Annotated in this window: 40 protein-coding genes; 33 read left to right on the top strand and 7 right to left on the bottom strand. The window is 69.3% G+C overall.

The annotated features are described in order from the left end of the window. Positions 1 to 88: 88 nt before the first annotated feature. The 29 genes from ACFQS1_RS19795 to ACFQS1_RS19655 all read left to right on the top strand — a co-directional run bounded on the left by ACFQS1_RS19795 (position 89) and on the right by ACFQS1_RS19655 (position 20,364). Complete coding sequence (locus ACFQS1_RS19795) at positions 89 to 484, top strand: P27 family phage terminase small subunit (RefSeq protein WP_378970292.1); 396 nt, start codon at positions 89 to 91, stop codon at positions 482 to 484. Beyond that, the gene (locus ACFQS1_RS19790) at positions 477 to 1,994 is read left to right on the top strand and encodes a hypothetical protein (protein ID WP_378970289.1); all 1,518 of its coding nucleotides are present in this window, start codon (positions 477 to 479) and stop codon (positions 1,992 to 1,994) included. The genes ACFQS1_RS19795 and ACFQS1_RS19790 overlap by 8 nt, the downstream gene beginning before the upstream one ends. Positions 1,995 to 2,012: 18 nt before the next feature. Next, entirely contained in the window at positions 2,013 to 3,491 is a 1,479-nt protein-coding gene (locus ACFQS1_RS19785) for a phage portal protein family protein (RefSeq protein ID WP_378970287.1), read from the top strand. Positions 3,492 to 3,500: 9 nt separating this feature from the next. Further along, positions 3,501 to 4,565 (top strand): phage protease, encoded by a 1,065-nt coding sequence (locus ACFQS1_RS19780; protein ID WP_378970284.1) that lies wholly within the window; start codon positions 3,501 to 3,503, stop codon positions 4,563 to 4,565. 3 nt (positions 4,566 to 4,568) lie between these two features. Next, complete coding sequence (locus ACFQS1_RS19775; protein WP_378970281.1) at positions 4,569 to 4,955, top strand: capsid cement protein; 387 nt, start codon at positions 4,569 to 4,571, stop codon at positions 4,953 to 4,955. Between the two features lie 19 nt (positions 4,956 to 4,974). Continuing rightward, positions 4,975 to 5,904, top strand: a complete 930-nt coding sequence (locus ACFQS1_RS19770; RefSeq protein WP_378970279.1) for a phage major capsid protein — start codon at positions 4,975 to 4,977, stop codon at positions 5,902 to 5,904. Next, positions 5,904 to 6,197 carry a hypothetical protein gene (locus ACFQS1_RS19765; RefSeq protein ID WP_378970276.1) on the top strand — a complete coding sequence of 98 codons (294 nt, stop codon included), beginning with the start codon at positions 5,904 to 5,906 and terminating at the stop codon, positions 6,195 to 6,197. The genes ACFQS1_RS19770 and ACFQS1_RS19765 overlap by 1 nt, the downstream gene beginning before the upstream one ends. Positions 6,198 to 6,199: 2 nt before the next feature. After that, positions 6,200 to 6,577, top strand: a complete 378-nt coding sequence (locus tag ACFQS1_RS19760) for a hypothetical protein (protein WP_378970274.1) — start codon at positions 6,200 to 6,202, stop codon at positions 6,575 to 6,577. 17 nt (positions 6,578 to 6,594) lie between these two features. Continuing rightward, the gene (locus tag ACFQS1_RS19755; RefSeq protein WP_378970271.1) at positions 6,595 to 7,242 is read left to right on the top strand and encodes a hypothetical protein; all 648 of its coding nucleotides are present in this window, start codon (positions 6,595 to 6,597) and stop codon (positions 7,240 to 7,242) included. A gap of 15 nt (positions 7,243 to 7,257) precedes the next feature. Further along, on the top strand, positions 7,258 to 7,737 hold the full coding sequence (locus ACFQS1_RS19750) for a hypothetical protein (RefSeq protein ID WP_378970269.1): 480 nt from the start codon (positions 7,258 to 7,260) through the stop codon (positions 7,735 to 7,737). After that, positions 7,738 to 8,796 carry a hypothetical protein gene (locus tag ACFQS1_RS19745; RefSeq protein WP_378970266.1) on the top strand — a complete coding sequence of 353 codons (1,059 nt, stop codon included), beginning with the start codon at positions 7,738 to 7,740 and terminating at the stop codon, positions 8,794 to 8,796. It begins immediately after the preceding gene. A 9-nt stretch (positions 8,797 to 8,805) separates the two neighbouring features. Continuing rightward, the gene (locus ACFQS1_RS19740; RefSeq protein WP_378970263.1) at positions 8,806 to 9,525 is read left to right on the top strand and encodes a hypothetical protein; all 720 of its coding nucleotides are present in this window, start codon (positions 8,806 to 8,808) and stop codon (positions 9,523 to 9,525) included. A 9-nt stretch (positions 9,526 to 9,534) separates the two neighbouring features. Continuing rightward, on the top strand, positions 9,535 to 10,326 hold the full coding sequence (locus tag ACFQS1_RS19735) for a hypothetical protein (RefSeq protein ID WP_378970261.1): 792 nt from the start codon (positions 9,535 to 9,537) through the stop codon (positions 10,324 to 10,326). Positions 10,327 to 10,336: 10 nt separating this feature from the next. After that, positions 10,337 to 10,669 (top strand): hypothetical protein, encoded by a 333-nt coding sequence (locus tag ACFQS1_RS19730; protein ID WP_378970258.1) that lies wholly within the window; start codon positions 10,337 to 10,339, stop codon positions 10,667 to 10,669. A 208-nt stretch (positions 10,670 to 10,877) separates the two neighbouring features. Continuing rightward, positions 10,878 to 11,282: a hypothetical protein gene (locus ACFQS1_RS19725; RefSeq protein WP_378970256.1), complete on the top strand. Its 405-nt coding sequence runs from the start codon at positions 10,878 to 10,880 to the stop codon at positions 11,280 to 11,282. Positions 11,283 to 11,296: 14 nt separating this feature from the next. Further along, the gene (locus ACFQS1_RS19720; RefSeq protein ID WP_378970253.1) at positions 11,297 to 11,533 is read left to right on the top strand and encodes a hypothetical protein; all 237 of its coding nucleotides are present in this window, start codon (positions 11,297 to 11,299) and stop codon (positions 11,531 to 11,533) included. Between the two features lie 3 nt (positions 11,534 to 11,536). Continuing rightward, complete coding sequence (locus ACFQS1_RS19715; RefSeq protein WP_378970251.1) at positions 11,537 to 12,127, top strand: phage tail tube protein; 591 nt, start codon at positions 11,537 to 11,539, stop codon at positions 12,125 to 12,127. Between the two features lie 110 nt (positions 12,128 to 12,237). Next, on the top strand, positions 12,238 to 12,681 hold the full coding sequence (locus ACFQS1_RS19710; RefSeq protein WP_378970248.1) for a hypothetical protein: 444 nt from the start codon (positions 12,238 to 12,240) through the stop codon (positions 12,679 to 12,681). A gap of 53 nt (positions 12,682 to 12,734) precedes the next feature. Beyond that, complete coding sequence (locus tag ACFQS1_RS19705; RefSeq protein ID WP_378970246.1) at positions 12,735 to 12,941, top strand: hypothetical protein; 207 nt, start codon at positions 12,735 to 12,737, stop codon at positions 12,939 to 12,941. Between the two features lie 16 nt (positions 12,942 to 12,957). Next, positions 12,958 to 13,299, top strand: a complete 342-nt coding sequence (locus ACFQS1_RS19700) for an HK97-gp10 family putative phage morphogenesis protein (protein WP_378970244.1) — start codon at positions 12,958 to 12,960, stop codon at positions 13,297 to 13,299. Then, positions 13,296 to 15,908: a hypothetical protein gene (locus tag ACFQS1_RS19695; protein WP_378970242.1), complete on the top strand. Its 2,613-nt coding sequence runs from the start codon at positions 13,296 to 13,298 to the stop codon at positions 15,906 to 15,908. Before ACFQS1_RS19700 ends, ACFQS1_RS19695 begins: the two co-directional genes overlap by 4 nt. Then, positions 15,905 to 17,467, top strand: coding sequence for a hypothetical protein (locus ACFQS1_RS19690; RefSeq protein ID WP_378970239.1), 1,563 nt, complete (start codon positions 15,905 to 15,907; stop codon positions 17,465 to 17,467). The genes ACFQS1_RS19695 and ACFQS1_RS19690 overlap by 4 nt, the downstream gene beginning before the upstream one ends. A gap of 10 nt (positions 17,468 to 17,477) precedes the next feature. Beyond that, a complete protein-coding gene (locus ACFQS1_RS19685) occupies positions 17,478 to 17,747 on the top strand; it encodes a hypothetical protein (protein WP_378970237.1) in 270 nt (89 codons plus the stop codon). Continuing rightward, the gene (locus tag ACFQS1_RS19680; protein ID WP_378970235.1) at positions 17,744 to 18,154 is read left to right on the top strand and encodes a hypothetical protein; all 411 of its coding nucleotides are present in this window, start codon (positions 17,744 to 17,746) and stop codon (positions 18,152 to 18,154) included. Before ACFQS1_RS19685 ends, ACFQS1_RS19680 begins: the two co-directional genes overlap by 4 nt. Before the next feature lie 2 nt (positions 18,155 to 18,156). Further along, positions 18,157 to 18,696, top strand: a complete 540-nt coding sequence (locus ACFQS1_RS19675) for a hypothetical protein (protein ID WP_378970233.1) — start codon at positions 18,157 to 18,159, stop codon at positions 18,694 to 18,696. 9 nt (positions 18,697 to 18,705) lie between these two features. Continuing rightward, positions 18,706 to 18,999 carry a hypothetical protein gene (locus ACFQS1_RS19670; protein ID WP_378970231.1) on the top strand — a complete coding sequence of 98 codons (294 nt, stop codon included), beginning with the start codon at positions 18,706 to 18,708 and terminating at the stop codon, positions 18,997 to 18,999. After that, positions 19,000 to 19,797 carry a hypothetical protein gene (locus tag ACFQS1_RS19665; RefSeq protein ID WP_378970229.1) on the top strand — a complete coding sequence of 266 codons (798 nt, stop codon included), beginning with the start codon at positions 19,000 to 19,002 and terminating at the stop codon, positions 19,795 to 19,797. Between the two features lie 31 nt (positions 19,798 to 19,828). Next, on the top strand, positions 19,829 to 20,089 hold the full coding sequence (locus tag ACFQS1_RS19660) for a hypothetical protein (protein ID WP_378970227.1): 261 nt from the start codon (positions 19,829 to 19,831) through the stop codon (positions 20,087 to 20,089). After that, entirely contained in the window at positions 20,086 to 20,364 is a 279-nt protein-coding gene (locus ACFQS1_RS19655; RefSeq protein ID WP_378970224.1) for a hypothetical protein, read from the top strand. Before ACFQS1_RS19660 ends, ACFQS1_RS19655 begins: the two co-directional genes overlap by 4 nt. A gap of 55 nt (positions 20,365 to 20,419) precedes the next feature. Here the strand turns inward: ACFQS1_RS19655 and ACFQS1_RS19650 are convergent, their stop codons facing one another. The 3 genes from ACFQS1_RS19650 to ACFQS1_RS19640 all read right to left on the bottom strand — a co-directional run bounded on the left by ACFQS1_RS19650 (position 20,420) and on the right by ACFQS1_RS19640 (position 21,487). Then, positions 20,420 to 20,578 carry a hypothetical protein gene (locus ACFQS1_RS19650; protein ID WP_378970222.1) on the bottom strand — a complete coding sequence of 53 codons (159 nt, stop codon included), beginning with the start codon at positions 20,576 to 20,578 and terminating at the stop codon, positions 20,420 to 20,422. Positions 20,579 to 20,682: 104 nt separating this feature from the next. Continuing rightward, positions 20,683 to 21,129: a hypothetical protein gene (locus ACFQS1_RS19645; protein WP_378970219.1), complete on the bottom strand. Its 447-nt coding sequence runs from the start codon at positions 21,127 to 21,129 to the stop codon at positions 20,683 to 20,685. 94 nt (positions 21,130 to 21,223) lie between these two features. Then, positions 21,224 to 21,487, bottom strand: coding sequence for a hypothetical protein (locus ACFQS1_RS19640; protein WP_378970217.1), 264 nt, complete (start codon positions 21,485 to 21,487; stop codon positions 21,224 to 21,226). Between the two features lie 33 nt (positions 21,488 to 21,520). On the opposite strand from ACFQS1_RS19640, the gene ACFQS1_RS19635 reads away from it, so the two are divergent. Further along, a complete protein-coding gene (locus ACFQS1_RS19635) occupies positions 21,521 to 21,868 on the top strand; it encodes a hypothetical protein (protein ID WP_378970215.1) in 348 nt (115 codons plus the stop codon). Positions 21,869 to 21,956: 88 nt separating this feature from the next. Here ACFQS1_RS19635 and ACFQS1_RS19630 read toward each other — a convergent pair whose 3' ends face one another. Both ACFQS1_RS19630 and ACFQS1_RS19625 read right to left on the bottom strand, forming a co-directional pair. Next, positions 21,957 to 22,412 carry a hypothetical protein gene (locus ACFQS1_RS19630; protein ID WP_378970213.1) on the bottom strand — a complete coding sequence of 152 codons (456 nt, stop codon included), beginning with the start codon at positions 22,410 to 22,412 and terminating at the stop codon, positions 21,957 to 21,959. A gap of 100 nt (positions 22,413 to 22,512) precedes the next feature. Continuing rightward, complete coding sequence (locus ACFQS1_RS19625) at positions 22,513 to 22,719, bottom strand: helix-turn-helix transcriptional regulator (protein ID WP_378970211.1); 207 nt, start codon at positions 22,717 to 22,719, stop codon at positions 22,513 to 22,515. 162 nt (positions 22,720 to 22,881) lie between these two features. On the opposite strand from ACFQS1_RS19625, the gene ACFQS1_RS19620 reads away from it, so the two are divergent. From ACFQS1_RS19620 to ACFQS1_RS19610, 3 genes are all read left to right on the top strand, one after another. Next, entirely contained in the window at positions 22,882 to 23,178 is a 297-nt protein-coding gene (locus ACFQS1_RS19620) for a hypothetical protein (protein WP_378970209.1), read from the top strand. Beyond that, complete coding sequence (locus ACFQS1_RS19615; protein WP_378970207.1) at positions 23,175 to 23,522, top strand: hypothetical protein; 348 nt, start codon at positions 23,175 to 23,177, stop codon at positions 23,520 to 23,522. Before ACFQS1_RS19620 ends, ACFQS1_RS19615 begins: the two co-directional genes overlap by 4 nt. Positions 23,523 to 23,762: 240 nt before the next feature. Further along, positions 23,763 to 24,077, top strand: a complete 315-nt coding sequence (locus ACFQS1_RS19610; RefSeq protein ID WP_378970205.1) for a hypothetical protein — start codon at positions 23,763 to 23,765, stop codon at positions 24,075 to 24,077. 4 nt (positions 24,078 to 24,081) lie between these two features. Here the strand turns inward: ACFQS1_RS19610 and ACFQS1_RS19605 are convergent, their stop codons facing one another. Both ACFQS1_RS19605 and ACFQS1_RS19600 read right to left on the bottom strand, forming a co-directional pair. Next, entirely contained in the window at positions 24,082 to 24,927 is an 846-nt protein-coding gene (locus ACFQS1_RS19605) for a tyrosine-type recombinase/integrase (RefSeq protein WP_378970203.1), read from the bottom strand. After that, positions 24,924 to 25,142: a hypothetical protein gene (locus ACFQS1_RS19600; RefSeq protein WP_378970201.1), complete on the bottom strand. Its 219-nt coding sequence runs from the start codon at positions 25,140 to 25,142 to the stop codon at positions 24,924 to 24,926. The genes ACFQS1_RS19605 and ACFQS1_RS19600 overlap by 4 nt, the downstream gene beginning before the upstream one ends. Position 25,143 lies beyond the last annotated feature (1 nt).

Genomic DNA, 25,143 nt, shown 5'->3' with positions numbered 1-25,143 from the left:
GGGTAGGGGACCCCCGCGCCGGTCCCCTTTTCTCTCCCCGCACGTTTCGCGCCGAAACTCTAACGCGCTGTGACCGGGGGTGATCACGGTGAGTAGTGTTCCCGAACCTCCGAAGGGCACCCGGCCGTGGGCGCGGCGACGCTGGGAAGCGTTCTGGCGCTCCGACGCCGCGAAACTCGTCGACCTGGACGCCGACCTGAACCGTCTGCACCGCTGGATCCAGCAGGTCGACCAGTACGACGCCGTCATCGAGGAACTCGGCACGAACTGGACCGTCAGCGGGTCGATGGGCGGCGAGGTCATGAACCCGCTCGTCAGGGTCATGGGACAGCTCGAGACCCAGCTCGCCCGCACGGAAACCGAGTTCGGGATGACGCCGCTCGGACGCAAGCGGCTCGCGATGAAGGTCGAGGGCGAGCAGGAAGCCGCGGACCCGATGGACGAGCTGGCGCAGCGTCGCGCCGGCAAAGCCGCCAGTGCTTGACCGGGTTGATCCGGCGTACCTGTCGGTCCCCGACAGGGTCGGTTCCTACGGCGACGAGGCGATTGACCTGGCGAAGGCGTACGGGCGCCCGCCGGACGCCGAGCAGTGCATCGCGATCGACGCGGGCCTGTCCTACCGTGCTGGCGGCCGGAGCGCGGCGCTCGAGTCGGGTTACGTCGAGCCTCGGCAGAACGGCAAGACGGGCGGCATCGTGCTGCCGATCGTCATGTTCGACCTGTTTCTGCTGCCGCCGGACAAGATCGTGTGGACGGCGCACCTGTTCAAGACGGCCCGGGAGTCGTTCCAGGACATCGTCCGGATCGTCGAGAACTGCGACATGCTCCGCAAGCGGGTCAAGAAGGTCACCTACGCCAACGGCGAGGAGGCCGTCGAGCTGCTGTCCGGCGCGAAGCTGGAGTTCCTGGCCCGCTCGAAGGGCGGCGGCCGGGGTATCGGCGGCAAGCGCATCGTGATGGACGAGGCGCTGTTCCTGCCGTCCGAGGCCATGGGCGCCCTGATGCCGACCCTCGCGGCCCGGTCGATGACCGGCGACCCGCACATCATGTATGCGTCGTCCGCGGGCGTCCTCGGCTCCGACCACCTGCGAGGGCTGCGTGACCGCGGGCGCAAGGGCGGCGATCCGTCGCTGATCTGGGTCGAATGGTGTGCCCCCGGCTCCTGGGACAAGCCCGGCTGCCAGCTCGGCCCCGAGTGCCCGCACACCGTCGACACCGACGGCTGCGCCCTGGACGACGAGCGGCTGTGGAAGCTCGCCAACCCGGCGCTGGGTCGCCGGATCTCCGCCGAATACGTCCGTTCCGAGCGGCGGGCGCTGCCGCCGGAGGAGTTCGGCCGCGAGCGGCTGGGCTGGTTCACCGAGCCTGCCGGCGTCGACATCGAGAACCTCCTCGCGAAATGGGCGGACTGCGCCGACGAGGACTCCAAGCCCACCGGGCGGCCGGTGTTCTTCCTCGACGCGGCTCCCGGGCTGAAGTCGGTCGCGATCGTCGCCGCGATGTGGCGTCCCGACGGGCTGCCCCACCTCGAGGTCGTCGCCTACGGGCAGGGCTCGAGCTGGGCGCCCGCCCATGCGGCCGGGCTGAACCGTCACAACCCGCTTGACTGGGTCATCGACCCAGGTGGCCCCGCCGGGGCGCTGCTGCCGGACCTCCGGGCGGCCGGGATCGACCCGCGTGAGATGACCACCCGTGACCTCGGCCAGGCATGCTCCGCGTTCGAAGCCGCGGTCGAGGCGGAGGCGGTCCGGCACCTGAACGATCCCGTGCTGCTGCGCGCCTGGCGGGCGGCGTCGAAACGGGACCTCGGCGACGGGTTGTGGGCATGGTCGCGGCGCAAGTCCGACGGCGACATCTGCCCTCTGGTCGGTGCTACCGGCGCGTTCTGGGGTCTGGCGATCCAGCCCCCGCCCACACCCGCACCCCCGCCGCCCGTCGTCACCGCTACATCCGCGCGCTCTGAAACCTCCGAACTCGCCTCCGCCGGCTTCTGACCCACCGAGGGGGGTGCCGTGGTCTCCGCGCCCATCAACGAGATCGGCTGGTCCGGAGCGAGTTCCAACTTCTGGACGTACGACGAGACCGAGACCACGCCGGAGCTGCGCTGGCCGCTGTCGGTCGACGTTTACGAGCAGATGCGCACCCAGGACGCGCAGATCGTCTCGGTGCTGCGCGCCGTGTCCCTGCCGGTGCAGCGGACGCCGTGGCGGATCGACCCGAACGGGGCGAAGGCGCGGGTCACCCAGTTCGTCGCCGACGAACTCGGCCTGCCCGTCGTCGGGAAACAGCCGAAAGCAGCGCCCCGGACACGGGACCGGTTCTCGTGGTCGGAGCACCTCGAGATGGCGCTATTGATGCTCCCATTCGGACACATGTTCTTCGAGCAGGTGTACCGGGTCGGCGCCGACGGGCGCGCGCATCTGCGCAAGCTCGGCCCCCGCCTGCCCCGCACGATCGAGGAGATCAAGGTCGCCCCCGACGGCGGTCTGGTCTCCATCACCCAGGAAGCGCCGCCGGAAGGCGGAAGGCAGCGGCCGATCCCGGTCTCCCGGCTGGTCGCCTACGTGCACCAGAAGGAAGGCGGCAACTGGAAAGGCCGCTCCCTGCTCCGCCCGGCGTACAAGAACTGGCTGATCAAGGACCGGCTGCTGCGCGTCGACGCGCAGACCATCGAACGCAACGGCATGGGTGTCCCGCTGTACAAGGGGGCCGAGGGGGAAGCCGACCTCACACCCGGCTCGAAGATGGCGCAAGCCTGGCGTGCCGGTGAGTCGTCCGGCGCGGCGATCCCGAACGGCGCCGACATGGTGTTACGCGGTGTCGAGGGTGAACTGCCGCAGGCGATGCCGTCGATCCGCTACCACGACGAGCAGATCGGCCGAGCGGTTCTCGCGCACTTCCTGAACCTGGGCACCCAGACCGGTTCGTGGGCTTTGGGCACGACGTTCGCGGACTTCTTCACCCTCAGCCTTCAGACGCTCGCGCAGCAGATCGCCGACACGGCGACGCAGCACATCGTCGAAGACCTGGTCGACGTCAACTTCGGTGAGTCGGAACCGGCGCCGCGGATCGTGTTCGACGAGATCGGCTCCCGTCAGGCCGCCACCGCGCAGGCGCTGAAGGCACTCGCCGACGCCGGGCTGATCGACCCGGACGAGGTGCTGAAGCAGGGCGTCCGCCAGCAGTACGGCCTGCCCGCCCCGGACCCGTCCACCGCCGCCCCGAAACTTGCCGGCCAATCGGCGATTCCCGGCCTCGACGGCCCTGACGTGCAGGCCGCCGCGGGCGTCGACACGCACCCCGGCGGCGAACAGCTGAAGCACTACTGGCTGACCGGCGAGGGCGCGGCGAAGTGGGCGACGTGGACCGAGCTGTACCACCACCTCGTCAAGTACATGACGCCCGCGATGGCCAAACGGACCGCGGCCGAGTGGTTCCACGAGCGGTACGGCTATTGGCCGGGCGACCAGCGCAATCGGCACGGAAAGTGAGGGCCGTCCGTGGCTGAGCTGCTCGGCGTTGAACTCGCCCGCCCCGGCACCTGGCAGCTGTCGTCCGGCCGCCGCGAGTTCACCGCAGCGATGCTGCGCGACGCCGCCGATTTCCACGCCTCCACCGGCGGGCAGAAGATCCCGCTCGGATTCGGCCACGTGGATCAGCGGTTCGACGGCGAACCGGCGTGGGGCTGGCTCACCAACGTCCGCTACGCCGAGGACGACCAGGGCCCGGTGCTGCTCGGTGATCTGACCGATCTCGAGGACTGGGTTGCCGCCGCGGCGCCGTCCCGGTGGCCGCACCGCTCGATCGAAGGCGTCGCCGGCGTGACGTTCCAGGGCCGCGAATACGGGCTCGTCCTGACTCGGCTGGCCCTGCTCGGCGCGACGCCGCCCGGTATGCCTGCCCTCAAGTCGCTGTCCGATCTGCGGCAGCTCGTCGCCGCATCGGTCGCTTCGGGAGGCGGCGAGTGGATCGCCGCCTCCATTCCCGATCCGTCCCCGCCAGGGGCTGAAGTCCATCCGTCCGACAGAAAGCGAGAGCCGGGCATGCCTGACGCAGCCAAGCTCCGAGAGGCGCTCGGCCTGGCGGCCGACGTCTCCGACGACGAGGTGACGGCGGCGCTCGCGTCGGCCGGGCTCCTCGCGTCCCCGCCCGAGCCGACCCCGGCTCCCGAACCCGTCACCGCGTCGGCCCCCGCCGACCCGGCGCCCGTCGCCCCGACCGGCGCGGGCACTCCCGGCACCATCGTGCTCGCCGCGTCGGTGTGGGAAGAGACCCAGAAGACCATCAAGAGCCTGTCCGCGTTCGTCGAGGAGACCAAGCGCAACGAGCGTGACCAGGTCATCGCCTCGGCGGTGCAGGCCGGCAAGTTCACGCCAGCGCAGAAGCCGCACTTCTCGAAGCTGTGGGACGCCGACCCGGACGGCACCCGGGCGCTGATCGAGAACCTCACCCCGAACTCGGCCCTGGCCGTGGCCGCGTCCGGCTACGCGGACGCCGGGGACCGGGAGTTCGAGGCCGAGTTCAGCGGCATGTTCCCGGCCGGCTTCTTCGGGAAGGGGAACTGACCCATGTCCGACTACCAGCCTGTTTTCACCGGCGGCGCGAAACCGTTCACCGCTACCACCTCCGCCGCCGTCACCGGCCGCCGCGTCCTCGCGGTCTCCGGCAGCGGCACTGTCGCGCATGCGGCCGCTGACGACCCGACAGTCGTCGGGGTCGCCGCGCACGACGCCGGCTCCGGCGCCAAGGTCACCGTGTGGCCGCTCGACGGTGTCATCCACGAGCTCGAAGCGTCCGGCGCGATCACCCAGGACGCGGGCGTCGTCACCGACGCCAACGGCCAGGTCAAGTCCGCCACCATCGCCACCGCCGCCGCGGCGGGCACGCTCATCGGCACCGCCGCAACCACCGCCGCTGGATCGCCGCTGCTGCTGCGTGTCCAGGGCCGCCGATAATCCCGAGAGGAGCTAGGCAGTGCCCACTACCTATCCGGCTGCTGCGCCCACCATCTCGGGCGACAACGTCACGATCAGCCGCTTCCTGAACAACCCGACGTTCCTGTCCCGGGTTCTGCGTACGTTCCGCGACCTGCGGTTCGTGTCCGACCAGATCCTCACCCAGCGGTTCCGCTCCAACGGCGGGGCCGTGCTGTACGAGCAGTCCGAGGCGTTCGTCTCGGACCGCACCGTCGAGGCCGTCTCGCCCGGCTCCGAGTACCCGTTCGCGTCGCTGCCGACCGGCACGGCCGCGATCGCTGCGATCGTCAAGTGGGGCCAGAAGCACCGCCTCACCGACGAGGAGATCGCCCGCAGCGTCTACGGCGGTGAGGCCGTGTCCCGCAGCATGCAGAAGGTCGTCAACTCGATCATCCGGCAGGTCGACGGGATCACCATGTCGGCGGTGCAGTCCGCCGCCGCCGACACGGCCACGGCCGGGTCGTGGGACAACGCGACCGCGGCGAACCGCAAGCCGCTCGAGGACGTCCTGCTGGGCGTGCAGCGCATCGAGGACCGCAACCAGGGTTTCCGCCCGGACACCCTGGTCGTGTCGCCGAAGGGTTACACGTACCTGATGCTGAACGACGGCATCGCGCAGCTCCGCAAGCGCGAGTCGAGCGACAACCCGGTCTACACCGGCATGATCGAGACGATCGCCGGGCTGACCGTGCTGAAGACGCCGTCGCTGACCACGACCGCGCTGGTGCTCGACTCGCAGCAGCTCGGCGGCATGGCCGACGAGACCGACGGCTCGCCCGGCTACTCGGTCGCTGACCTGGCCGTGCAGATCAAGGCCATCCGGCAGGACGACCTGGACGCGTGGGACCTGCAGGGCCGCCGCAAGACGGTGCCGGTGATCCGCGAGACCGGCGCCGTCGAAGAGATCACCGGGGTGGTGGCTCCCTGATGAGCTACGTGGTCACTGCCCCGTACGTCACCGTCAAGGTCGGCGACGGCCTGGGCTCGATGGTCCTCAAGGGCTTCTACCGCGGCGGCACCCTGCCCGCCGACACCGATCAGGGCGACCTCGACCGGCACCTGCGCAAGGGCATGATCGCCAAGGCGGGCACGCCGGAGGCCGAGGGCGTCGCGCCGGTCGGCGAGCGCGTCGAGTTCGACGAGCACGGCGGCCCCAAGCCTGCCGTGCCCGCGAAGCCGACGCCGAAGCCGCCCGTCAAGGCCGCGCCGGCCAAGGCCTGACGATGGCCGACCTGTTCGACCTCGGGGATTTGCCGTCCTGGCTGCAGGTCCCCGGGGTCGACACGGAAACCGCCATCCGGGTCCGCCGGTACGTCAACGGCTGGCTGCAGGACGCCACCGGCCTCGACACCTGGCCCGACCCGGTGCCCGACAAGCTGTGGGCGTGGGCGATCGAGCTGGCGGCCCTCGTTCACGAGAACCCGACGGCGAAGTGGTCGCAGACCGTCGACGACTCCGCCGACGTGTACGAGCGTGGGCCGCAGGGCCGCCGGCGCGAGATCCTCGACGCCGCGCGTACGGCCTACAACACCGCGGGCAAGCCGCAGGGCTCTTTTCCCGAGCCCGACTGGCACTGGACGTCCGTCACCACCCGATGCTGATCGCCTAGGAGAGCGCGGTGCCATTCAACGATCCCGCCAAGAACGTGATGCTGGACGCGCTCGACGAGTCCAACACGCAGATCACCCATGTGGGGATCTGCACCCTGTCCGATCCGGGCACGGGTGCGAACATGAACGCCGTCGAGGCGACCGGTGGCAGCCCCGCGTATGCCCGGCAGGCGGTCACCTGGGGCGGCGCAGCGTCGGGCGCGAAGTCCAACACGAACACGCTGACCTTCGACGTCCCGGCGGGCACGTACGGGTTTTTCGCCTGGTTCAACGCGTCGACGGGCAACACGAACAACTACCGTGGCTACGCCCCGTTCGGCGGGGCGACGCGGTCGTTCGGCACGGTGGACTCGGCGGGTGTGACCGGGAACGTGGTCCAGTCGGCGGCGCATGGCCTGGCCGACAACGACCGGGTGATGCTGTTCAACGTCTTCTCCGAGTCCCTGCCGACCGGGGTGTCGGAGGGCACCGTCTACTTCGTGGTCGGGTCGACGACGAACACGTTCCAGGTGTCTGCGACGCAGGGCGGCTCGGCGGTGGACATCACCGGCCAGGGCGAGCTGTTCTTCCAGAAGGTCGTGCCCGAGGTGTTCGCGGGCCAGGGCCAGATCACTGTGGCGGTGGGCGCGCTGGTGCTCGAAGCCACCGCGATGTGACGAGGGGATTCCACGATGTCCAAGGCCGGCTACAAGGTCAGCACCTCGTCGGCGGTGGCGCTGTCCGCGGCGACTGCCCGCACCGCGCTGATGATGATCACCCCGAGCAGCTTCGGCGGTGAGCTGAAGAAGTTCCGGATCGGCTTCGACGGCATCTCGGCGTCGGCGGTGCCGGTGCTGTGGGAGATCGTCCGGTCCACGAACGCGTCGAACTCGACGCCGGGCACCGGCAACACCACCGAGACGTCGAACATCGTGCAGGTCTACGGCCGGGCGATCACAACCGGGTTCACCGCGTTCTCGGCCAGCACGTCGGAGCCAACCGTGCTCACCGTGCTGGACTCGGGGCTGCTCACCCCCGCGGGCGGGCTGCTGCTGTACGACTTCGCGCTGGGCTCCGAGTTCGAGTGCGACGTGTCCGCCGGGCTCGGTATCCGGCTGACCGCGCCGGCGTCGGTGAACGCGCGGGCGTCGATGATCCTCGAACGGATCTAGGTGCCGGCGGTCCGGTCGCGGGCCCGCCTGCTCCGCGCCCCGGCCGCCGCCGGCTACGGCCACACGGCCGACCCGCTGTGGCCCGGGTCGTTCACCGGCGGCACGCACACCGGCAACTTCGTCGCCGCGTCGAACACCACCTACTCGTACCGCGACTTCCAGGGCGGCACCGACGTCGGCAGCACCGGCAGCCACGCCAGCAATGTGACGTTCCGGGGCTGCCGGTTCCAGCAGTCGGCGAACGTCTCCAACCAGGGCAACAACAGCGTGGCCCTGGTGCTGCTGTACGGCAGCAACGTCACCTTCCAGTACTGCACCTTCCAGCCGTCCACGGCGAACTACCCGGCCGAGCTGACCGGTGAGGAGCTGTCCGGCAGCACGGCCACGTACGTGGAGTACGGCAAGGGGTATCAGTACGCGATCGTCGGGGACGGCGGGTTCAACACCACCATCACGAAGCTGACCGTCGACCGGTGCGACTTCTGGGGCTTCGGCAACGCCATGCAACTCGCGGGCAGCACGGTGGCGAACCCGCACGTGGTGCAGAACTCGTGGTTCCACCACGGGGCCGATCCGTTCGTCGTCAACCAGACCGCGAACCAGTTCCACAACGACTGCTGGCTGGTCAACGACGGCAACTACCACGGCGCGCAGTGCCTGAACAACGTCATGGAGATCTGGGGCAACACCAACCTGCTCGCCTGGCAGGGGGCCGGGGCCTACAACGACTCGGTGGTCACCGGCAACCGGTTCTCCGGCGACCAGCAGTCGATCTCCCTGTCGGCGTCTGGCACATCGCAGCGGATCACGTTCACCGACAACGTGTTCTCCACGCGCATCGGCCGCTCGGTGGGGTCGGGCACGCCGCTGCGCGACTGGGCCGTCTCCGACTCGGGCACCGGCAGCCTGTGGCGGCGCAACACCTGGCTGGTCGCGGCCGGAGCCAGCACCGGCAACTATCCGGGCGCGAACTGGGGAAACGCGGCCTGGAACGGCCTGTACTGGTGGCCGTCGGACACCGACTCCGGATCCGGGCACGCCAGCGACTACACCGGATAGGGGGCGCTCGTGGCCGGCGTGGTCGTCCAGGTGAAGTCGCTCGCGCAGAACACCGCCACCGGCACGGCGTCGATCACCCTGGACTCGCCCGCCACCGCAGGCAACAAGCTGGTCGTGGTGTACGGCGGCGACGACTACGTGACCAGCGGCAACAAGCCGGCCGGGTTCACCGAGCCCACGGGCGGCCGGCAGGAGACCTTCCTCGGGCATTACGTCTGGTACAAGACGGCGGCCGGCGGCGAGACGACGTTCTCCTGCACGCCTGGCAGCTCGGTGACGTGGTGCATGATCGCGCTGGAGTTGTCCGGCGTCGGCAGCCTGGACGTCTCGAACGGCACCCTGCAGCAGTCGTCCGGCACCACGATGACCACGCCGGCCGTCACCCCGTCCGCGGGCAACCGGTTCGCGGTCGCCAGCATCGGCGGCAGCTTCAACGGCGCATTCAACACCGGCGTCGGCTCATGGACCAACGGCTACACCGAGACCGCCGACGTCGCGACCACGCTCGGCTCGGGCACCCGCGACAACATCTCCGTGGCCAGCCTGTCCTTCACCGCCGACGGTGTCAGCGGCACGTCGACCGGCATCACGTGGGACAACGGCGTCACCCCGCAGTCGCGCACCGGGATCATCCTGGTGTTCCAGGAGGCCGCCCCGGCGACCGCCACGCCGTGGCGCAACGTCCAGGTCGTCCCGCCCGTGGCCGTGCACCGCGCAGCGACCTACTGAGGGGGCGGCATGGCGCGTCTGGGCCGCTCCTACACGGTCACCGCGATCGTCGTCCGCGCCCCGCAGCAACAGGCCCAGGCGGACGCCCAGACCGGTGTTGCGGCCGCCGGCTTCTCCGCAACCGGCGCGGCGGTCAAGGTCGCCGCAGTGGCCGGCAGGTGCTCAACCGGCGTCGCGGCGGCCGGCACGGCGGCGGCGCAACGGTTCGCCGCGACCGCCGCACAGGTGGTCAACCGTGCCGCGATCGTCACCGCCCAGCGCCGCGCCCAGCTTCCGCCCGGCGCGTACATCGACTTCGGCGCGCCGGCGCTCGTCGGCGCAGCCGCGCAGACCGGCCAGACCGCGGCGGGGTTGTCCGCCCGCGCCGCAGCGGTCAAGGTCGCCGCCGCCGGCGGCCGGTGCGCCGCCGGCGTCACTTCTTCCGGCAGTGTCGGCTCCGTCGTGTCCCGCGCCGTCACCGGCATCTGCCCAGCCGGAGCGGCAGTCCGGGCAACGGCAGTAAAGGTGGCCCGTGGCGCGTCCGTGTGCACGGCAGGCGCAGCCGCGGCCGGGGGAGCCCGCAAGCGCGCAGCCTGCTCGGCTTCCTGCCCGACCGGCACGGCCGGCACCGCTGTCGTCGTCAAGCGGTCCCGCACGGCGGGCGTGTGTTCGGCGGGGTTCTGCGCCGCGCAGGTCAGCACGGCGCGGGCAGTGGTTGGCCGCTGCTCGGTCGGCTTAACCACCCGGCATCACCGGCACACCCGGCGTCCGTTCGCCGGCGTCACACAACGCCCGTACGCGGGCGTCACGTCCAGGCCGTAGGGAGGTCGCGGTGATCCTGCGCGAGACGATCACCCGCCTGCGCGCTCCGCTGACCTCGGGCGGTTACGGAAACCAGGAGCGCGACTGGGCGAACGCGACCAGCGAGGACTTCCTGGTGAAGTGGTCGCACAAGGCCGTCTCCGAGGTCATCGGCGACGAGGCCCGCACGGTCACCAAGGCGTACGTGTTCGGCAACCCCGACCTCGACCTGGAGTCCACCGACCGGGTGATAGGCCCCGACGGCCTGACGTACGACCTCGACGGCGACGTCATGCGCTCCTACGTCCGCGGCCAGCTCCACCACGTGCGCGCCTACCTGCGCCGGATCGACCTGTCGAGCTAGCTACAACGGGCTCACGCATACGCCGAAGTGCCGATTGCCAAACCGCGCGATCACGCCACATCGCCGCCCGTTCGCCTGGTTACGGACCCACCCGACCGACACGATCCAGTGCGCAGTGCGCCCTACCCGGTCGCTGGGCTGTGAACGAAGTCTCAGCGGGAGCACACGAGTCATCCGCCCAGCTTAAGGCCCGTGTCGGAGGTGAGCGATGACGTTCACGCCGTTGCCCGACGCGACGCAGGCGCTGATCACCTTCCTCGCGGCGCACGCGAGCCTGAGCCCGCTGCACGGCGGCCGCGTCAGCACCCGCCTTCAGGAACCGGCGCTGCCGTGCTTGCAGGTGACCGCGCTCGGCGGGCCGCAGCCGTGGCCGTGGGAGTCGGCGCCCGAGTTCCAGCTCGCGTCGTGGGGCGGGACGTCGGACGCGGGCGAGGGCGAGGCGTGGGCGCTCGACCTGGCCGTGCGCGCCGCCGTCTTCGACCTGCTCGGCACCGACATCACCGGCGGCCACGTGAACGGCGTCGCCATCCGGCTCGCGGGTCTCTGGTCGCCCGCGGACGACACCGGGCGCGCACGCGTGCGCTCGGACATCTCGATCACCGTCATGCCCTGAAAACCGGAGGAACCGTGGGCGCATTCATCGCAAAACAGGACATCCCTTGGGGCGGGGTGAACGCCTACACCCGGGGTCAGCGCGTCGAAGCCGACGCCGTCAAGGCCAACGGCTGGGAAGACCTGGTCGTCGGCGAAGACACCAAAGAGGCCCGCGACATCAAGGCCGAACTGACCGGCCGCCACCCGGGCGACTTCGACACGAAGACCAGCGCGCCGGCCAAAGGCATCACGCCGAAGCAGGAGGGCTGACACATGGGCGTCGCACCCATCACCTCGAACCTCGTCCAGACGGGCCCCGGCCGGATCCGCTACGCGCCGCTGGCCACCGCGATCCCGACGTTCACGCCGACCGCATCGAAGTTCGCGCCGACCTGGACCAACTGGCTGGACGTCGGTTCCACCGACGCGGGTGTCACTTACACCGAGTCGACGGAGACCGCGGACATCCGGGTGGCCGAGTCGAAGTACCCGGTCAGGGTGGTCACCACGTCCAAGTCGTCGCGGGTCGCGTTCGTCGCCAACGAAATCTCGGACCTGATCTGGAAGCTCGCGATGAACGGCGGCACGACGACCGTGACCGGCACGGCGGGCACGAAGATGACGGAGTACGCGCCGCCGCTGGCCGACGCCGAGGTGCGGGTGATGCTGGCGTTCCAGTCCAACCTGGACGACGAGATCATCGTCTGGCCGCAGGTGTTCAACGTCGGCTCCGTCGAGTACGTGCGCGGCACGTTCGAGACGAAGGCCGGGCTGTCGATGGAATGGAACGCCGAGATCCCGTCCTCCGGCTACACGACCCCGTACAAGCGGTTCACGACCGGGGCGCTGTCGCTGGCCACCTGATCCGCACCTCGCTCAAGCAGCCGCCCCGGGGGCGGTTTTTTCGTGCCCGGCCGCTCTCTCCCGAGGCGGCCGGGCACTCCTATCGGGAGACACCGGGAGCAGGAGAAGCAATGGCATCACTCGGCAGTTTCGCCGCCGCCGCACGCGAGTATGAGGCACCGATCGAGCCGGACACCTTCGACTTCGCCGGCGAGACGTTCACCGTCCGCGGCCGTATCCCCGGCATGGTCCACCTCACCGTCGGCGCGTCTATGAGCGGCAAGGTCAGCGGTGCCGACTTCGCCGCTGCCCTCATGGAGACCATCCGGCACGCCCTCACCGCCCCCGAACACGAGGCCGACGGCAAGGTCCTCGCCGAGGACGAGTCGGAGTGGCTGCGGTTCTACCACCACGCGGTGGAGGTCGGCGCCGAGCCGGAGCAGATCCGGTCCCTCGCCTACGCGTTACTCGGCAGCGAGAGTGGCCGCCCTACCGAGCGGCGATCCACCTCCTCCACTGGATCGCCGCGAACTTCGACGAGTTCGAGCAGCTCGTCCTCGGATTCCCCGGACTGACCGGTCTCGGCGCTCGGGGCCTCGGCTGGGTCGACAGGATCTCGCCGCGGCTGATGCTCAACATCGCCTACCGCCACCTGCGTGCGCCGCTGGCCCACGCCGGCCGATGCCAGAGCCAATGCGCCGCCGACTGCCCGGTCCTGGCGTTCGAGTCGGCGCTGGCCGAGCCGGTGCTGCAGTCCGAGATCGAAGCGGCCAGACGCGAGGAAGAGCGCTTCAAAGCGCTGGCCGCGGCACTCAACAAGGGCCGAGACGGGTGACGAACCGGAGGGTGCAGTGAAGGTTTCCCACGAGCCGACCGACCCCCGCGCGCTGCACGAGATCGCGAACTCCGACGAGGTCCAGCAGGAGCTGCTGAAACTGGCGAAGGACATCCGGCGCGACGCGCGCCAGCTGGCGCCGAAGAAGACCGGGACGCTCGCGCGGGGCATCGTGATCGAGGAGATCACCGACCTCGAGACCGGCATCGAGGGCTACGCGGTCGGCTGGTCGGACAAGGCTTTCTACGGCTGGATCGTTGAAGAAGGCTCCGAGAAGGAGCCGGCCAAACCGCACCTCGTCCCGGCGGCAATCAAGAACGGGGCGAAGAGCGGCTTCGGTGGCGGTGAAGTCCGGTGACCGTCCTTCGCCGCGCCTACGTCCCCGTCCTCCCCGAGCTGGATGGGTTCGACCGTGAGCTGCTCGAGAAGCTCCGCGCGCAGGACCCCGGGTCCAAGGCCGGTAAGCAGATCGGCGGTCAGCTCAACCGGGCGTTGAAGCGGCTGAACCTCGACCCGATCGACATCAAGGCGTCGCCGAAAGAGGCGCTGGCGAAGATCGAGGAGACCGAGGCGCGGCTCAAGCGCCTGGCTGCCGCGTCGCCGACGGTCGACGTCAAAATCAAGATCGATCGGGGTCTGGCGCAGCTGGCCCGGTTCAAGAAGCAGCTCGGCGACGTCGGCGACGGCCAGAACGCCGCCGAGCAGTTCGCCGTCGGTTTCTCCTCGAAGATCGGCCCTCTGCTCGCGAAAGCCCCGATCGGCCCCGCGGTCCTCGCGGCGGCGGTTGCGGCGGCCCCGGCGGTCGGCGCGGTCATGTCCGCGGCGGTCATCGGCGGCGCCGGTGTGGGCGGGGTCATCGGCGGGCTGCTGCTCGTCAAGGACGACCCCCGTGTCCAGCAAGCAAGCAAGGCGCTCGGCGAAAAGCTGCTCGGTGACCTGAAGGCCGACGCGACCCCGTTCCTCACGCCGGTGCTGCAGTCGATCGGCAAGATCGAGGCCCGGTTCGGGCAGGCGAACTCCCGGATCCAGGCGATCTTCTCCAAGAGCAGCGGTTTCCTCGGCCCGCTCGTCGACGGAGCCCTGAACGGGGTCGACGAGATCCTGCGGGGGATCCAGTCGCTGATCACCAAGGGCAAACCGGTCATCGATGCCCTCGGGGACAGCTTCACGATCATCGGCACGTCCGTCGGCAACGCCATGGAGACCATCTCCGGCGGGTCGGAGAACGCGGCCAGCGCGCTGACTGTTTTCGCGAAAGCGACCGGCGGCGCGATCGAAGCGACCGGCTACCTGGTGCGCGGGCTGACCGACCTGTACGGGATCATCTCGTTCATCCCCGGCAAGATCCACGACTTCAGTGTGGCGATGGGTGAGAACCTCGGCATCGTCGAGGGCTCCGGCCGGGCGGCCGGGATCGCCGCGGCCGAGACGTCGAAGATGGTCAAGTCCCTGCTGACCAACGTCGAAGCGGCAGCCGCAGCAGCCCGGGCGAACGGGCTGTTCACCGCCACCCAGGAAGACGTGACCGCCGCGCAGAAAGCAGTCAAGGACGCCCAGGACGCCTACAACACCTCACTCGCCGAGCTGGCCCCGCAGGGCACCCGGGCCACGCAGATCGCCGAGGGGCTGCGGAAGGCGATCCAGTCGCTGACCGGCGCCCAGATGACCGCTATCGACGCGAACGAGCAGTACGAGGCGTCGTGGGACAACCTGTCCGAGTCGATCAAGACGAACGGCAGGTCCCTCAACATCCACACCGCGGCGGGCCGGTCCAACCGGGACGCCCTCGAGTCGGTGGCGACGGCGACGCGGGACGCGTACATCGCCGACATCAACTCGGGTGTCGCGATCGGTGAGGCAACGAAGAAGCACAACAACCGCATCGCCGCGCTCAAGGAAGAGGCACGTCGCAACGGCCTGAACCGCACCGAGACCAAGAAGCTCGTCGACACCTACGGCTCGATCCCGAAGAAGAAGACGACCGATCTCGTCGTCGGCAAGATGGACGACGTCATCCAGGCGTTGAAGGATCTGTACGTCTTCCAGCGGTCCCTGGCGGACGGTATCCCGATCGCCTCGGAGATCGCGAAGCTCAAGGGCGAGAAGGGCCCGGCCAAGCGCTACGGCGGCTACGCCCGCGGCGGCGCGTACGAGGGCCGCCTGCCCGGCGCGCCGTCGTCGGTCGACAACCTGACGGGGATCGGCCGCGACGGGCGGATGTTCGGCCTCGCAGGCGGCGAGTTCATCGTCAACGCCCGGCAGACCGCGAAGCACCGGGCTGCGCTCGAAGACCTCAACGCCGGGCGCAACGGCTACGCGACGGGCGGCTATTACCCGGTCGAGCAGCGGAACTTTCGCGTCACGACCACCGGCCAGAACACCCGGATCCCATCGAGGTCCGAGGTCGAGGCGAAGGTCATCCTCCCGGTGCCGACCGGCGGCCGCACCTCTGACTGGATCGTCCAGGCGGCGCGGCAGATCGTGCCCGGCATCCAAGTCCTGTCGAAGGATCGCCCCGGCGCGATCACCCTCACCGGCAACCGCAGCTATCACGCGATCGGCCGGGCCGTGGACTTCCACTGGAACCGCAAGCTCGCCGAGGTGTGGAACCGGCGGTACGGCACCCGCACCAAAGAGCTGATCACCCCGTGGCAGGACCTGAACATCCAGAACGGCCGCCGCCACGCCTACAGCGACCTGGTGTTCAACCAGCACAACTTCGCGGGCGGGAACCCGCACGACCACATCGCGATGGACGACGGCGGCTTCCGCGTCCTGCGGCCAGGCCTGAACGTCATCAAGAACGGCACCGGCCGTCCTGAGCCGATCGCGGGCCCGGCAGGCATGGCGGCCATAGGCGGCGACATCCACCTGCACTTCCACGGCTCGACCATCACGACCCGACAAGCCGCGCAGGATCTGGTCGTGACGGCCATCCATGACGCGAGGCGGGCGAGGAAGCTGTGACCGTCCGCGGCCACCAACTCGCGATCGACTGGTCACAGCAGGGTACCTTCGCGAACGCGTTGGAGGACGCATCCAGCTACGCGCTGGCCGGCGACATCGAGGTCTCATGGGGGCGGGACGTCTCCGGCGAGAACACCCTCAAATCCACCGCCGGGCAACTGCTCTTCTCGCTGAACAACGAAGGTCAGCTGTTCAGCCCTGAAAACTCGTCCTCGCCGATCGCCGGGAAGATACTGCCGAACCGGCCGGTCCGCTACCAGGTCACCAACGGGGGCGTCACATACACGCTGCTGTCGGGCCAACTCGACGACTTCGACGTCTCCGGAGACCCGGTCGGCGTGTTTTCCGGCACCGCCCTTGACGGCTGGGGCCAGCCCGGATCGGCCACCCTATCGACGCCCCTCTACCGCGGCATCCGCACCGGCGACGCAATCGGCTACGTCCTCGACGAGATCGGCTGGACCGGCGGCCGTGACATCGACCCGGGCGCCACCTACATGCCGTGGTGGTGGGAGGAAGGCACCGACGCCGACACGGCCATCACCAAGCTGGTCCACTCCGAAGGGCCACCTGCCATCGCATACGTCGAGGGCGGCACGTTTGTTTTCAAGGATCGCCACCACCGGATCTTCGACGCGCGCAGCACCACCAGCCAGGGCACCTACACCCACACCATCCCGGCCGGCGCCGTCGCGGGCGACTTCAAGATCGAGGCCGGGAGTTTCGTCTACGACCACGGCGCCAAACGGATAGCCAACTCTGCCACCTTCAGTGTGGACTTGCGGGCGCCACAGAAGATCGCCGAGGTGTGGACGCAGGACGACCTGCTCACCGTGGCCGCGGGCGACACTCTCCGGCTGATCGTGCAGACCACTGGCCCGTTCCTCGGCGCGGTCGTTCCGTCGGTGGAGTCCGGCGACATCCAGCTGCAGTCCGGCGCCGTGTCCTCGGTGACGCTGTCGCGCACCTCCGGCCAGTCGGCGATCCTGTCGATCACCTGCTCAGGCGCGTCGGTCATCACCCGGGTGGCGGTACGGGCGAGCCCGGTCAGCGTCGTACGCACCGTGCAGGTTTCGGCGCAGGACACCGGATCGATCGGCCACTTCGGCATCCAGCAATGGCCGGACGACGCGGCGCCGACGTGGGCGAACCAGTACGACGCGCAGGCCATCGCCACGAAGATCGTCGCGGTGTACGCCAACTACCGGCCGACGATCACATTCAGCGTGGTCGGCCTCGACGCCACGTACCTCGCGGAGATCCTCGCCTCGAGGATCTCCGACCGGATCACCGTGCGCAACGACGCCCGCGGCATCAACGCCGACTTCATGATCGAACGTCTGAAGCACCGCATCACCAGCCTCGGCGTCGTCCACCGCCTGGAGATCACCTGCCAGGCCGCTGAGCCCACGCAGCCGGCGAACCTGTTCACGTTCGGCGTGGCCGGCAAGGGATTCAACCAGGGCCTCTTCGGCGTCGAGGGCATCGACAACGCCTCGAACGTCTTCCGGTTCGACGTCGCCGGGCAGGGCTTCGACCAGGGATCGTTCGCGAACTAGGAGCCCCACTGTGGATCACGCCGTTGCCCGCTACGACTGGGGCCGCTGGGTCGCCGACTGCCCGAGCCCCGACTGCACGAACGCGATGCTGCTGGATCCGGGGCAGCAGCGATGGCAGTGCCGGTTCCCGCTGGACGACCATGGCCACGCGTTCGGCGGCTGCGGCACAGTCGTGCCGATCGACTGGCCGGCCAGTCCGAGGGCTATCGAACTCGACCTGGCAGGCATGCCGGAGTCGCAACGCCAGTGGCGACCCGAGCAGTCCAGGGCGGCGCGGTGACAGATCTCGCCATCCCCGGCCTCGCGTACGCGGAGGCGAACTGGGGACGCTGGATCGCCCGCTGCCCGGCCGGGCTGTGTACGAGCGCGGTGCAGATCCGCCGCTGGCAGCAGCGGTTCGAGTGCGCCGGCCCGGGCAGCTGCGGCTGGACGACGCAGATCGTGTGGCCGGCGGACCCCGAGGGCATCGAAGTGCTGCTGGCGATGCGGCCTGACGTGCACACCCGGTCGTGGCGGCCCGGCGAAACGCTGCAGGACCTGCTGCACGAAAACGCCGTGCATGACGTGCTGCCGCCCGGCTGGCTGACCGAGTCCGGCTGCATCCTCGAGACCCGCGGCGAACGGGTGACCGCGGGCCAGGTGCTCACCGCCCTGCCGGAATACCGCCGACGCGAGATCGGAGCCTGACCATGGCCTGGACCACGCCGCTCACGGCCGTTTCGAACGCGTCGCTGACTGCGGCGCAGTGGAACGCGAGCGTGCGGGACAACCTGCTCATGACGGCGCCGTCGCTCGCCACCACGGCTGGGAGCATCTTCGTGACGAGCGCGGCGAACACCATCGTCGAGCGTGTCCCGCGGACCGATCTGGTGGGGGGTTCGGACACGGTGAGCGCGACCGCCTACGCGAACACCACAACGCCGGGACCTGCTGTCACCGCGGTCAGCGCGGCGAAGGCGCTGATTTTCACGAGCGGATGGCAGACCAACAACACCGGCGGCAACAGCGTCTACATGGCGCACGAGATCTCCGGCGCTACCACTATCGCCGCCGCCGACACGTGGGCGCTCGAGCAGCGCGACTCCGGCACGAACGGCCTGCAGAACGCCACCCGTACCCATTTGGAGACCTCGCTGACCTCCGGTTCCAACACCTTCACCATCAAATATCGCGTGAGTGGCGGCACCGGCACCGTGCAGCGACGGCACTTGACTGTCATCCCGTTCTGAGGAGAGGCGATGGCGCAGTTCGTGCACCAGTACGTCAGTCAGCTCGTGCAAGGCCAAGAGCGGGCAGCGCAGATGCTCGACGTCGACATCTACGGCGTCGACCGCTCGACCTGGGTGATGAATCTGACCGTGCTGACGATGCTCGGCGTGGTCATGAAGAAGGTCTCCGAGGTCGCCCCGGTGGTCACCGACCAGGTGTGGATCGATGCACTCGGCCATGCCCTGGACCAGAGCGCGCAGCAGCCGTGGCCGGCCGGTCTGCTCGGCCAGGTCAACCCGAACGAGCCCCCGGCGGTGGCGTGAATGTCCAATTGGGTCCTCATCCCCTGCTTGAAGGCGCTGTTCGCCGAGTTCGATCGGATCGCGCCGGGCCGCGACCGGGCCTCGGACGGCTCGATCGGCGACGCCGCCCACGGGAAGGAAGTTTCCGACCACAACCCGGACGAGACCGGCTCGGTGCCGATCCGCGACTCCGACCGGGTGAACGAGGTCCACGCGATCGATGTGGACGACGATCTGCGCGAGTCCGACCTGACGATGGAGAAGGTCGTGCAGTTCCTGCTCGGCCGCTGCCGGGCCGGCAAAGAGAAGCGGCTGCGCTACATCATCTACAACCGGCGCATCTGGTCCGCGTCGTCGGGCTGGGTGCAGAAGACGTACACCGGCGCGTCGGCACACACCGAGCACGCCCACTTCTCCGCGTCGTACACCACATCGCTCGAGGCCTCGACGGCCTCCTGGCATCTGGAGGACATCCCCGTGGCACTCACCGCCGCCGACAAGGCGTGGATCGACGCCCGCATCGACGCTGTCGCGGGCGAGGTGATCACCAAGCTCAGGCAGACCGCCGATGACCTGTCGGACACCGAGCGCATCCGCATCGCCCAGACGATGCTGGCGCAGAAGATGTCCGGCACGAGCGCGCCGGGCAACACCTACGAGCGCGGCCTGAACGACTTGGTGCCGGACCTGTGGCAGCTGGCGTTCTTCTCCCGCACGAAGGGCGGTGACCCGGTGCCGCCGGCTGGCGTTTTCGGGCAGATCCTCGCCGAGCTCGCCACCGTGAAAGCTGAGCTGGCCGGACTCAAGGCGCAGTCCTGATCCGGCCGTGCCGGGCTAAGGCGGATCATGAGTGAGTCCAGAGAAGCTGATCGGCTACGTCCGGGACGCGGGCTGCGTGGTGGTGGGCCTGGGCGGGATCACGTACCAGATCGTCACCGGGGACGTGAACGGGCAGCTGCTCACCACCTGCATGGGACTGCTCGGGATCGCGGGGGGCATCCGGGTATGGCAGCTGCGGCCTTCGAACGGCGGTGGTCGTGGGCGGTCGTCATCCTCGTCGCGGTCGGCCTCGTCGTCGGCGTCGTCCTCGCCAGCGGAGGGTGAGCCGTGAGTACGCCGTATGTGCGGTTCTGGTATGCGATCACCGTGGCGTTCGTGGCGTGCCTGGTCACTGCGGTCGCGTCGGTCGGATACGCGTCCTGGGTGAACGAGCAGTCGCAGAAACGTGCGCGGCAGGCCCGGATCGAGTCTGACCAGCGCTGGTGTGCGCTGCTCGTGGATATCAGCCGCGGGCAGGAGGATTCTCCGCCGAGGACCGAGTCGGGTAAGCGGTTCGCGGCGGAGATCGACAAGCTGCGCCGGGAGTTCGGCTGTCCGGAGCCGTGAATTGAAACGTGCCATAACGATCTAAAAGGGTAGGGGCCCTTCCGGGCCCCGGTCCTCAGTGCTGGGTGATCGTGATCGTCGCTCCGGTCTCCACTCGGCTGCGGAGGTCGATCCGGTAGGCCTGCATCGTCTTCGGGTTCCGGAAGGTCTTCTCGTATTCCCGGGTGCCCTTGCTGTCCTCGATCTTGACCGTTGCCTTGGTGACCTTATTCATTTCCGGCTCCCTGTCTCGTTCTCCCTTATGCCTATAGTCTATAGCACGCTACAGGTCATGTCTATAGCGTGCTATAGAAAAAGTTGGAAGGCGAGACGGGGGGATCAGCGGCGCCTGTCGCGGATCTGGTAGAGCCGCGGCTCGCTGAGCCTGGCCGCCGACGCGATCTGCTTACGCGCCACCGAGGTCCGCATCAGTCCTCGCACCAGTTCGTCGCGGCGCTCGTCCAGCTCGGCCAGCCTGGCGGCAACCTCGGCCAGCTCGGCAAGCATCTGGTCTCCGGTCGGCGGCACTGCGGGGCACTCGATTCCACGCCCGGCCAAGACGCCGCGAACGATCTGCTCGGGCGACCACTCGCCGCGCCATTCGCCGGTGTCCGCGTCCACCCCGAACTCGCGGAGCTTGGCCGTGATCGCCTGATTGATCTCGTCCTCGATCTCGCCGCGGTCATCGTGGTTGTCGAGCACATCGCGCAGCAGGTCGTCCATGGCGGGGCTCATGCCCAGGTCGGGCAGGTAGCCGGCGTAGGTCTCGGTGTAGCTGGTGGTCATCTCGTCCCCCTCGGCTCGTCGTCCTCGATGACCCAACTCTATAGCAATCTATAGCTCATGTCTATAGCTTGCTAGAGACTCTCATCCCTAGGTGCTACGTCGCGACCCAATCGCCGCCGATGGTGCGCATCCACCGCCCCGCCGTCGCGCGCGCATAGTGCTCGGCGTCCGGCCCGGCATACCGGCACACCCCCGGCCTCGGCCACAACCCCGGCCAGTCGTACAGCCGCGCGTACCAGCCTCCCCCGCCCAGAAGCTCACCGACGGCGACCTTCGGAGCAGCACGGTCCCACTCGCCGCCAGCAAGCCAACGGGCCCGCTCGGCGTGCCTCACCTGCGCCAGGTCAACCCGCTCCACGCCCCCAGTAGAACACACGTTCGGAGGCAACCCATGAGACTCAGCCGCGACCCCGCGCTGTGGACCGGCCTCGCTGCCGCCCTTGTCCAGCTCATCTCGGCACTGATCTTCCCGCTCACCGCCGGGCAGCAGGCCGCCCTCAACGCCGGCATCGTCGCCGTCGCCGGTCTGGTCACCGCGGTCTGGGTACGCCGCGACGGGCAGGCCGCCGCGATCCTCGGCTTCGCCCAGGCAGTCATCTCCGGCGCCCTGTACTTCGGCTTGAAGCTGGCGCCCGAGGCGCAGGCCGCCATCATGGCGCTGGTCACGACCGGCGTCGCGATGTTCGTCCGCACACAGGCAGTCGCGCCGGTCACGGCCGACGGTGACCGCCAGGCGTAACCTGGACTCTGCGGGCAGGGCCCGCCCGTACCAAACGCACAGCGCCGCCTCTCCTTCGGGAGGGGCGGCGCTTTTGTCGTGTCCGGGGTCAGCTCCGGTTGGACACCTCGGTCCGCGGCGCGGCATCCGAGCCGGTCGCCGTGCACGTCAGGTCGATCGAGCCCTCGACCGGGGCGATCAGCGCGGTGGTCAGCGTGTAGTGCACCGTGCCGTTCACCGTCCAGCCGTCGCCCTCCTCCACGGTCTCGAGCATCTCGATGCCGGTCACGGTCGGGATGATGGTGGTCGCCGAGCCTGCGCCCGCGATGTTGGACCGCTGCTGCCACTCGTCGCCGAACGCCGTCCGGCACGCTCGCTCCGCGGCCGCCTTCGACAGCCCGCCGCCGGGGATCACGCCCGCGGCGTAGAGGATCCCGCCGACCAGGAGCACCAGCACGGTCGGCACGGCGGCGATGGCGATCAGCAGACCGCGGCGGGACTTCGGCGCCGGCGGCGGGGTCATGAAGTTGGTCGGGACGATCGGCTGGCTGGGTGGGTAGGTCATCGCAGCGTCCTGCTCGCTCGGTGATGGGGCGCTCACAGGGTGGGGTATCGATGCAACCCGGTCAATCGCATGATCGGCGGGCCGTGCCGGGATGATCGGGTCACTCGCCGCCGGTGTCGGCGGCCAGCTCTGGTCGACGCTCGCGGATCCACGCTTCGACGTCGCGGGTGTCCCAGACCTGGCCCATGGCCAGGTGGGCGATGGGTTCGGGGAAGTCGCGGCGGGCGGTGATCTGGTAGGCGCGCTGTCTGGTGACGCCGAGGCGTTCGGCGATTTCTGCCGCTCCCATGACTCGTAGCCGCCCCATGTCGATCACGCTATGGGGTGGCTAGTTGTCAGATGAGTTATATTCCGACATCTAGTCTCGGCCACTTGTCAATCTGTAAAGTCCCGGCGCACAGGGAGGCGGGTTCCCGACGTCGCGAGCGGGTGCCCGTCGCCCTCCCATCGCGACGGGAGGGAACACACCATGCGGGAGTACCCGCCAGCACACGTCATCCACGAAGCCGCCTGCGAGGACGCCCCGCGGGGGCTGATCTCTTTCCGGGCCCACCTGCTGCCCGTGACCCATCCGAACGCCCGCGCGCACACCTGCGTCAGCCCGCAGACCGTGACCTACGACCGGGAGGTCGTCGCCGAACCGGGCGACGAAGGCGACCACGCCTACGAACCGTCCGACACCAGGCCTCCCGACGCGACCCGGCTGCTCTGCCAGCACTGCTGGGGCACGCACGGCGAGGTCGACGTGGCGGAGTGGCTGCGATGACGGCCTACCCGAAGTACCCGTCCGAGCTCGCCCGCAAGAACCAGTCTCTCCTCGCCGGCCGGCTGCGCTGGCCGGTCGGCGCGCTCGCCGCCTGCTGGGACCTCGAGAACCGGTTCCCCGGCTGGCGTGTCTCCTGGCTCCGCGAGAACACCAGCCCCGGTTTCGAGCGGCCGGCCGGTTTCTGGGCGACGTGGGACGTGGACGGCCACCATGCCGAGGTCTTCCGCCAGGACGCGGGCGAGCTGGCGGAGCGGCTGGCCGAGGGTGTGCCGGAGCACGTGTACGGCAAGGAGGGGTGCCCGTGGTGCTTACGGCACGCGGGCTGGCGCCGGGTGCGGCTCTAGTGGGTCCGGCTGCACGGTGGAGGTACTGGGCGTCGAAGCTGCGCCCGGACCGCGACAAAGCTCAGCTAGGGGCCCCCGTTCACCCTTCCGGGCGACCTTGTAGGCCAATTCGCGGATCGCCAGCACGATCAGATGACTTCCCCGCCCCCGAACCCACCCCCGGAAGCGGCGGGGATGGAGAAGAGGGGAAAGGGCTCCGTGACCCGAGCGACTGAAATCTCGGCCCTCATCAGATCCATCATGCTGCTGCCTGCCGGGGCGGCAATCGACAGCACTCGCGCCCAGCTCTGCCTGATCCACATCGAACGTCGCGGCTATCAGCTCGTCGGCATCGTGCACGACTGGGCCACCGCCCTCGTCAAGGTCCGCGCCCACGACGCCGAGGTCGTCGTGCTCGCCGGCCCTGAGGACTTCAACCCGGACTGGATGCCACGCATCGAGTACTGCGGCGACGAAACCCAGGAACTCGCCCGGTACGGCTACCTCCGGCACCACAATGAGCCGCCGGGCGATTCGGGCGACGTTCGCCACCGCCGGCCCGGGCCCGTCAGCTGAACGATCACACCGCGACCGGAAGGCTGGCCACCGCGGCCTGCATCCGGTCGCGGTTCACTTCCACGTACCGGCGTGTCATGTTCGCGTCGGCGTGGCCGACCAGCTCCTGCACCGCGAACACGTCCTGCGTCGCGTCGAATGCCCGCGTGGCGAACCGGTGCCGCAGCTTGTGCATGCTGGTAATGCCCGCGCCGACCGCACGCCGGATCTGATGGTTCCCGCGGTGGGAGACCTGGTCCTCGGTCAGCCGGGTCACGCCGTCCCGATCCACCGCCACCGGCCCAGCCGGCAGCTCCTTGATCGCTTCCCAGATCAGCGGGTGCGTCGGCACGTACCGCTCCTTGTCGCCCTTGCCGTGCAGCCAGATCCTGTCCTCGGTGACGTCCGACCGGTCGAGGCGTGATATTTCGCAGCAGCGCAGGCCGCCGTACGCGCCGAGCAGGATCCAGGCCAGCCAAGGCGCGGGCACCTGCCGGGTGAGCGTGGCCAGTATTTCCTCCCGGGTCGGCCGGGGCTTTGTCTTTGCCGGCTTGATGTCGGGCAGGTCGGCGGTCGCGTCGAAGTTGCGGCGGATCCGCTCCGGGGTCTTCGGGTCGACCGACCACTTCCCCCAGCCCTTGAGGATCCGTACGTAGTGGGAGCGGGTGGTCTTGCCCCGCCGGGGGCCGCCGCGCCGGTGCGGGGACGGGGTGAACAGCCAGTCTTCGAGTTCCTCGGTGTTCGCCGACGCCAGCCCGCAAGGCAGATCCTGGTCGGCCTGGCGCAGGACGCGGATATAGAACTTGATCGTGTTCGGGGAGCGGTCTAGGCGGCGCAGATGGCGCTCGTAGTCATTGATCAGGTCGGTCATCGGCTTGCCTGCATCTCGGCGCGCACCCGGTCGGCAGCGACGAGGACGTTGCGGATGTGCTCGAGGCGCTCGGCTTCGCTGCTCACCACACCGGCCAGTACAGCGCGCACAAGTCCGCTCGTGCTGATGTACGTGTGGCCGACGGTCTCGCTGTTCTCGCGGATGATCTCGGCGTAGTACTCGACGCTGCCGTAGGTGAGGCTGGCGGTCTCCATG

Source organism: Paractinoplanes rhizophilus (assembly GCF_042664765.1).
GTDB lineage: Bacteria > Actinomycetota > Actinomycetes > Mycobacteriales > Micromonosporaceae > Actinoplanes > Actinoplanes rhizophilus.
The sequence above is the reverse complement of the archived record's forward strand: the minus strand, read 5'-3'. Positions and strand labels throughout refer to the sequence as shown.

Bases quoted from the DNA above. Each gene is read 5' to 3' on its own strand.
- ACFQS1_RS19775 (WP_378970281.1), top strand. From the start codon at position 4,569: ATGTCCGACTACCAGCCTGTTTTCACCGGCGGCGCGAAACCGTTCACC.
- ACFQS1_RS19725 (WP_378970256.1), top strand. From the start codon at position 10,878: ATGACGTTCACGCCGTTGCCCGACGCGACGCAGGCGCTGATCACCTTC.
- ACFQS1_RS19665 (WP_378970229.1), top strand. From the start codon at position 19,000: ATGTCCAATTGGGTCCTCATCCCCTGCTTGAAGGCGCTGTTCGCCGAG.
- ACFQS1_RS19610 (WP_378970205.1), top strand. From the start codon at position 23,763: ATGCTGCTGCCTGCCGGGGCGGCAATCGACAGCACTCGCGCCCAGCTC.
- ACFQS1_RS19670 (WP_378970231.1), top strand. From the start codon at position 18,706: ATGGCGCAGTTCGTGCACCAGTACGTCAGTCAGCTCGTGCAAGGCCAA.
- ACFQS1_RS19600 (WP_378970201.1), bottom strand. From the start codon at position 25,142: ATGGAGACCGCCAGCCTCACCTACGGCAGCGTCGAGTACTACGCCGAG.
- ACFQS1_RS19630 (WP_378970213.1), bottom strand. From the start codon at position 22,412: ATGACCTACCCACCCAGCCAGCCGATCGTCCCGACCAACTTCATGACC.
- ACFQS1_RS19625 (WP_378970211.1), bottom strand. From the start codon at position 22,719: ATGGGGCGGCTACGAGTCATGGGAGCGGCAGAAATCGCCGAACGCCTC.
- ACFQS1_RS19735 (WP_378970261.1), top strand. From the start codon at position 9,535: ATGGCGCGTCTGGGCCGCTCCTACACGGTCACCGCGATCGTCGTCCGC.
- ACFQS1_RS19710 (WP_378970248.1), top strand. From the start codon at position 12,238: ATGGCATCACTCGGCAGTTTCGCCGCCGCCGCACGCGAGTATGAGGCA.
- ACFQS1_RS19715 (WP_378970251.1), top strand. From the start codon at position 11,537: ATGGGCGTCGCACCCATCACCTCGAACCTCGTCCAGACGGGCCCCGGC.
- ACFQS1_RS19620 (WP_378970209.1), top strand. From the start codon at position 22,882: ATGCGGGAGTACCCGCCAGCACACGTCATCCACGAAGCCGCCTGCGAG.
- ACFQS1_RS19760 (WP_378970274.1), top strand. From the start codon at position 6,200: ATGGCCGACCTGTTCGACCTCGGGGATTTGCCGTCCTGGCTGCAGGTC.
- ACFQS1_RS19615 (WP_378970207.1), top strand. From the start codon at position 23,175: ATGACGGCCTACCCGAAGTACCCGTCCGAGCTCGCCCGCAAGAACCAG.
- ACFQS1_RS19605 (WP_378970203.1), bottom strand. From the start codon at position 24,927: ATGACCGACCTGATCAATGACTACGAGCGCCATCTGCGCCGCCTAGAC.
- ACFQS1_RS19675 (WP_378970233.1), top strand. From the start codon at position 18,157: ATGGCCTGGACCACGCCGCTCACGGCCGTTTCGAACGCGTCGCTGACT.
- ACFQS1_RS19645 (WP_378970219.1), bottom strand. From the start codon at position 21,129: ATGACCACCAGCTACACCGAGACCTACGCCGGCTACCTGCCCGACCTG.
- ACFQS1_RS19635 (WP_378970215.1), top strand. From the start codon at position 21,521: ATGAGACTCAGCCGCGACCCCGCGCTGTGGACCGGCCTCGCTGCCGCC.
- ACFQS1_RS19750 (WP_378970269.1), top strand. From the start codon at position 7,258: ATGTCCAAGGCCGGCTACAAGGTCAGCACCTCGTCGGCGGTGGCGCTG.
- ACFQS1_RS19705 (WP_378970246.1), top strand. From the start codon at position 12,735: ATGCTCAACATCGCCTACCGCCACCTGCGTGCGCCGCTGGCCCACGCC.
- ACFQS1_RS19765 (WP_378970276.1), top strand. From the start codon at position 5,904: ATGAGCTACGTGGTCACTGCCCCGTACGTCACCGTCAAGGTCGGCGAC.
- ACFQS1_RS19650 (WP_378970222.1), bottom strand. From the start codon at position 20,578: ATGAATAAGGTCACCAAGGCAACGGTCAAGATCGAGGACAGCAAGGGC.